General features: G+C 63.5%; 6 protein-coding genes. All 6 read right to left on the bottom strand.

The genetic code is table 11. The annotated features are described in order from the left end of the window. Window positions 1-569, bottom strand: a 569-nt coding sequence (locus tag KBT70_RS00485; RefSeq protein ID WP_296627490.1) for a hypothetical protein, incomplete at its 3' end; no start/stop codon positions are given. Window positions 570-729: 160 nt separating this feature from the next. Continuing rightward, on the bottom strand, window positions 730-1,803 hold the full coding sequence (locus tag KBT70_RS00480) for a BMP family ABC transporter substrate-binding protein (RefSeq protein ID WP_296627487.1): 1,074 nt from the start codon (window positions 1,801-1,803) through the stop codon (window positions 730-732). 35 nt (window positions 1,804-1,838) lie between these two features. Then, window positions 1,839-2,759, bottom strand: a complete 921-nt coding sequence (locus KBT70_RS00475) for an ABC transporter permease (RefSeq protein ID WP_296627485.1) — start codon at window positions 2,757-2,759, stop codon at window positions 1,839-1,841. Next, a complete protein-coding gene (locus KBT70_RS00470; RefSeq protein WP_296627483.1) occupies window positions 2,759-3,841 on the bottom strand; it encodes an ABC transporter permease in 1,083 nt (360 codons plus the stop codon). The genes KBT70_RS00475 and KBT70_RS00470 overlap by 1 nt, the downstream gene beginning before the upstream one ends. Window positions 3,842-3,889: 48 nt before the next feature. Continuing rightward, window positions 3,890-5,407 carry an ABC transporter ATP-binding protein gene (locus tag KBT70_RS00465; protein ID WP_296627480.1) on the bottom strand — a complete coding sequence of 506 codons (1,518 nt, stop codon included), beginning with the start codon at window positions 5,405-5,407 and terminating at the stop codon, window positions 3,890-3,892. Beyond that, the coding region (locus tag KBT70_RS00460; protein ID WP_296627478.1) for an XdhC family protein at window positions 5,404-5,690 on the bottom strand (287 nt) is incomplete at its 5' end. The genes KBT70_RS00465 and KBT70_RS00460, both read right to left, overlap by 4 nt.

Raw genomic sequence — 5,690 nt, 5'->3', positions numbered from 1 at the left:
AAATTCTCGCCCCCGGCACGGATATTGGGCGCGTATTCAAACGCGCCTCCCTCATCGGCATTCTGAAGCGCGATGGTGACGGTGAAATTGTTGGTGTCGAAATGCCACGGGAATCCGTTGCCTTCATCGGCGGCATTCACGATCACATCGGCCAGCGGATCGGCATAGGGATAGAACTTTTCCTCCTCCAGACAGTCCTGAATGAACGTGGTCAAGGCGGGATATTCATAGAGCGCGCGCAGCGGGCTTGCGGGTGGAAAGTTGTCCGCCGGGATAAAGCTGTTGGAGCGTTCGAAGAACCGTCGGCGTGGATCGGTGGCGGGCAGGCTCGGGTCGTCCTTGGTGAAATAGGGGTTGGTGCGGTTGAAGGATCGAAACGCCTTGTCCGCAACGCCCTCTGCCTGCGCGCGCAGGATCTCCACCCCGGCCGGGGTGAGGAACCCCTTGAGCACCGCGCAGCCATCGTGCCCAAGATCAGCCCGGACACGGGCAAGGACCGCGTCGCGCGCCAGCCCCGTTTGGTGAACTGGGTAGCGGTCTAGATCAATCAGGGCTTCGGGGCTGTTCATGGTCTGTCTCCTGGCGGTGGATATGCCAAAGAGTATGGCCTGCCTCGCGCGCGTCTGTTCTGAAACCGACCGGTGGCGATGTCGCGCCAATGACCCCCGCGATGAACGCAAACAGCCGCCGGTATCCCGGCGGCTGTCCTATCCAGACCTGTCCCGGCGGTTAGTTCGGAATCTCGCCTGTCAGCCCCTCGACATAGAAATTCATCCCCAAAAGCGTGCCGTCATCGGCGACCTCGCCTTCGGCCAGCCAGTCCGACCCGTCCTGCTTTTTCAGCGGGCCGGTGAAGGGGTGATAGCTGCCCTCGGCCATGGCCGCCTTGAGCGCCAGTGCTTCGGCCTTGACCTCGGCAGGCACTGCGTCGGAAATCTCGCCGATGCCGACCATGCCCGGCCCGATGCCGTCCCATGTCTGCGTGCTCTCCCAGGTGCCATCAATGACCGCCTGCGTGCGGGCGATGTAATAGGGGGCCCAGTTGTCGATGATCGACGACACGCGCGGGAAGGGGGCGTATTCGCTCATGTCCGAGGCTTGTCCGAAGGTCACGACATTGCCCGCCTTTTCGGCAGCGGCCTGCGGCGCGGTGGAATCGGTGTGTTGCAGGATCACGTCGGCACCCTGCTCGATCAGGGCTGTGGCGGCATCCGCCTCTTTCGCGGGATCAAACCATGTATAGGCCCAGATGATCTTGAACTCGACATTCGGGTTGACCCTTTTCGCGTGGATATAGGCCGAGTTGATGCCGCGAATGACCTCGGGGATGGGGTAAGAGGCGATATAGCCCACGATGTTCGACTTGGTCATCTTGCCCGCAATATGGCCCTGCACCGCGCGCCCCTCGTAGAAACGGGCGGAATAGGTCGAGACATTGGGCAGCGTCTTGTAGCCGGTGGCATGCTCGAATTTCACATCCGGGAATTTCTCGGCCACCGCCAGCGTCGCCTCCATGAAGCCGAAAGAGGTGGTAAAGATCAGGTCCGCGCCTTGCAACGCCATTTGCGTGATGGCGCGCTCGGCATCGGCCCCCTCTGGCACGCTCTCTTGATAGACGGTTTCGACGGCGTCGCCGAAATGCGCCTCGACCGCCAGACGCCCCTTGTCATGCTCATAAGTCCAGCCGCCATCGCCGATGGGGCCCACATAGATAAAGCCGACCTTGGTCTTGTCCTGTGCGGCGGCGGCGCTTGCCAGACCAAGGGCCAAGGCGGCAGAGGTCAGTAGATGCGTGAATTTCATTCGGGGTCTCCCTGTTGTGATCTTGTGGTGTGATCTTAGTGCGAGGCGTGAAAGATGCGGCCCAACGAACCGGGCGCGCGGGATTTGTCCGCCGACATGATGACCAGCACGAGGATGGTGATCAAGTAGGGCGACATGGAAAGATATTCGACCGGGATGGCGACACCCGCCGCCTGAAGATTGAGTTGCAGCACCGATACCCCGCCAAAGAGCCAGGCCCCCAGCAGCACGCGCCCCACCTTCCACGAGGCAAAGACCACGAGCGCCAGTGCGATCCAGCCTGCCCCCGAGGTCATGCCTTCGGTCCATTGCGGCACGCGCACGAGGCTGAGATAGGCCCCCCCCAACCCGGCGCAGGCCCCGCCAAAGAGGATCGCCAGAATACGGATGCGCACCACCTTGTAGCCAAGCGCATGCGCGGCCTCGTGGTTCTCGCCCACCGCGCGCAGGATCAGCCCGGCGCGGGTATATTTCAACAGAGCCCAGACCAGAGCCACAAGCGCAAGGGCGACATAGACCATCAGATCATGGGAAAAGAGCACCCGCCCGACAAAGGGCAGATCGCTCAGGATGGGCAGGTCGAGCCGGGTCGTCGGCGGCGGCTTGATCCCGACATAGCCCTGCCCCAGCAGGGACGAGAGGCCAAGACCGAAAAGCGTGAGCGCCAGACCGCTGGCCACCTGATTGGCAAGGGCCACTTGCGTCAAAAGCGCGAAAAGGAGCGCCAGAATGGCCCCCCCGGCGGCTGCGGCGACAAAGCCCACAAGCGGCGAACCGGTATTGACGGCCATCGCAAAGCCGCAGATCGCGCCGGTGATCATCATGCCTTCAACCCCTAGGTTGAGCACCCCCGCCCGCTCGACGACCAACTCGCCCAGGGCTGCCAGCAGAATTGGGGTCGAGGCCACGATGAGTGAGGCCAAAAGCAGCGCCGGATCAATCGAGGATAGGACCATTACGCCACCTCCTTTGTTACCAGCCGGATGCGGTAATTGGTCAGCAGGTCAACCGCCAAGAGGAAAAACAACAGCATCCCCTGAAAGAGCTGGATCGCGGCGGCGGGCAGGCCCATGTTGGATTGCGCCAATTCGCCCCCGATATACGTCAGCGCCATCAAGAGCCCCGCAAGCAGGATGCCGAACGGGTGCAACCGGCCCAGAAAGGCCACGATGATTGCGGTAAATCCATAGCCCACGTTGAAATCAATGCTCACTTGGCCAGCAGGTCCCGCCACTTCGAAGAGGCCAGCCAGACCTGCCAAAGCGCCCGATGTGCCAAGACAGAAGAGCACCAGCCGCGCCGGGCGCACCCCCGCGAACCGCGCCGCGCGTGGGGCCTGACCGGCCAACCGGATGTGATAGCCAAGGAGATGGCGGCTGAGCAGCACATAGGCGAAAATGACCGCGATCAGCGCCACCACCACCCCCCAATGCATGCCGGTGCCGGTGATCAGTTCGGCGTTATGGGCGCTATCGTACTGGCGCAGGTTGCGCGAGCCGGGAAAACCGCGCCCCTCGGGGTTCTTCATCAGCCCAAGGGCCATGGCCGCCAGCAACTGTTCGGCGACATAGACCAGCATGAGCGAGACGAGGATTTCATTGGTGCCGAACCGCAGCTTGAGGATGGCCGGGATCATGCCCCAAGCCCAGCCCCCGAGTGCGCCCGCCAGCACCATCAGCGGAAAGATCAGCGCGCTTTCCGCCGGGTAAAAGGCAAGCGCCACCCCGGCCCCGGCAAGCGCGCCGACGATATATTGCCCCTCGGCCCCGATGTTCCAGATGCCGGCCCGAAACCCGAGGCTGAGGCCAATGGCGATCAGCACCAGAGGCGCGCCCTTGATCAGAAGTTGGGGCCGGTAATAAAACGCGAATTCGCCAAAGAGCGGCTGCCAGAAGATCGTCGAGATGGCCGCGACCGGGTCCTGGCCAAGCGCGGCAAAGAGCGCGCCACCCGCCACCATGGTGATCAGCACCGCCAGAACCGGCGTGGCCCATGTCCAGAGTTGCGAGGGTTGGGGACGCTTTTCCAGCTTCAGCATGGCGCGCGCCTATGCTTCTTTTCGGCAAAAATACTCGAATACGACGGGTCAGACATGCGCCACCTCCATGCCATGTGCGCCGCCCATCATCAAACCGATCTCTTCGACGCTCAGGCCTTGGGTGGGCCGTATCTCCGAGAGCCGCCCCTCGCTCAAGGCTCCGAACCGGTCGGAAATCTCGATCAACTCGTCAAGATCCTGACTGATGCAGATGACCGCCGCGCCACCTGCAGCGAGATCGAGCAAGGCTTGCCGGATCGCGGCGGCGGCGGCGGCATCGACACCCCAAGTGGGCTGGTTGACCACCAGAACCTCGGGCCGTTGCAGCACCTCGCGGCCAATGACGAACTTTTGCAGATTGCCGCCCGAGAGCGCCCGCGCGGCGGTGCTGGGGCCCGGTGTGCGCACGTCAAAGCCGGTGATGATCCGGCGGGCAAAGGCCTCGGCGGCGTCCCATCTGAGAAAGCCACGATTGACCAGGTTCTCGCGCACGGCTGCCGTAAGGATCGCGTTTTCCGTCAGGCTCATGTCCGGGGCTGCGGCATGGCCCAGCCGTTCCTCGGGCGCGCTGAGCAGCCCCATGGCGCGGCGTGGGCCAGGGCCGTGCTGGCCGATGGCCACGCCTTTCAGGCGCACGGCCTCTGCCGCCACCGGCATTTCCCCCGAGAGCGCGGCCAAAAGCTCATCCTGTCCGTTGCCCGCAACCCCGCCGATGCCCAGAACCTCTCCGGCCTGCACGGCAAAGGAAATGCCGCTGAGCGCGGTGCCGAATTGCCCTTGTGCCGCCACCGACAGGTTCGCCACCTCGAGCGCCACGGCCCCCTTGCTGCGTCCCGCGCGCGCCGGGGCGGCAAAGCTTGCCCCCACCATTCTCTCGGCCATCTCGCGCGCCGAGGTGTCGCGCGGCACGCAGGTGCCCACGTTGCGACCCTGTCGCAGGATTGTGGCATGATCGCAGAGCGCGCGAATTTCCTCGAGCTTGTGCGAGATGTAGAGGATCGCCACGCCCTCTGCCGTCAGCTTGCGCAGGGTCTGAAAGAGGATTTCCACCTCTTGAGGGGTGAGCACGCTCGTCGGCTCGTCCATGATCAAGAGGCGCGGACCCTGCAAGAGGCAGCGGATGATCTCGACCCGCTGGCGTTCCCCTGCCGAGAGGTCGCCAACCGTTCGGTCGGGGTCAAGCGGCAGGCCATAGGTTTCCGATACCTCGCGGATGCGGGCAGCCAGATCGCGCATCGGCGGTGGGTTTTCCATCCCGAGGGCCACGTTTTCCGCCACGCTCATCGCATCGAAGAGCGAGAAATGTTGAAACACCATCGCCACCCCTGCCATGCGCGCGGCATGTGGATCGGGCGGGGCATAGGGCGCGCCGCGCAGCGTCATGGCACCGCTGTCGGGCTTGACCAGACCATAGATCATCTTGACGAGGGTGGATTTCCCGGCGCCATTTTCGCCCAGAAGGGCATGCACCTCGCCTTCGCGGATGGCAAAGGACACGGCGTCATTGGCGACAACTCCCGGATAGGCCTTGGTCAGACCCGAGACGGTCAGCAAATCGCCTGTCACGCGGTTCTCCTTCGGTCTGCGGCCCTGAGGCCCGGCTCTTTCAGTAGCGCAGCCGCCACGCCAAGCGCAATGGCTTGCGGGTGTTTGCCAAGGTTCGGATCGCCAATGGGGCAGGAAATGCGCGAAATCTGCGCGTCGGTATGTCCGAGTGCCGCCAATCTCTGTCGAAACCGCGCCCATTTGGTCGCAGAGCCGATCAGCCCCGCGCTTGCGAAAGGCCGTTGCAAGAGCTGATGGCACAGCTCGAGATCAAGCGCGTGATCGTGGGTCACGATGACATGCG

Origin of the sequence: Roseovarius sp. (genome assembly GCF_018066915.1) — a bacterium.
Lineage (GTDB): Bacteria > Pseudomonadota > Alphaproteobacteria > Rhodobacterales > Rhodobacteraceae > Roseovarius.
This window is presented reverse-complemented; position numbering and strand designations above follow the sequence as displayed.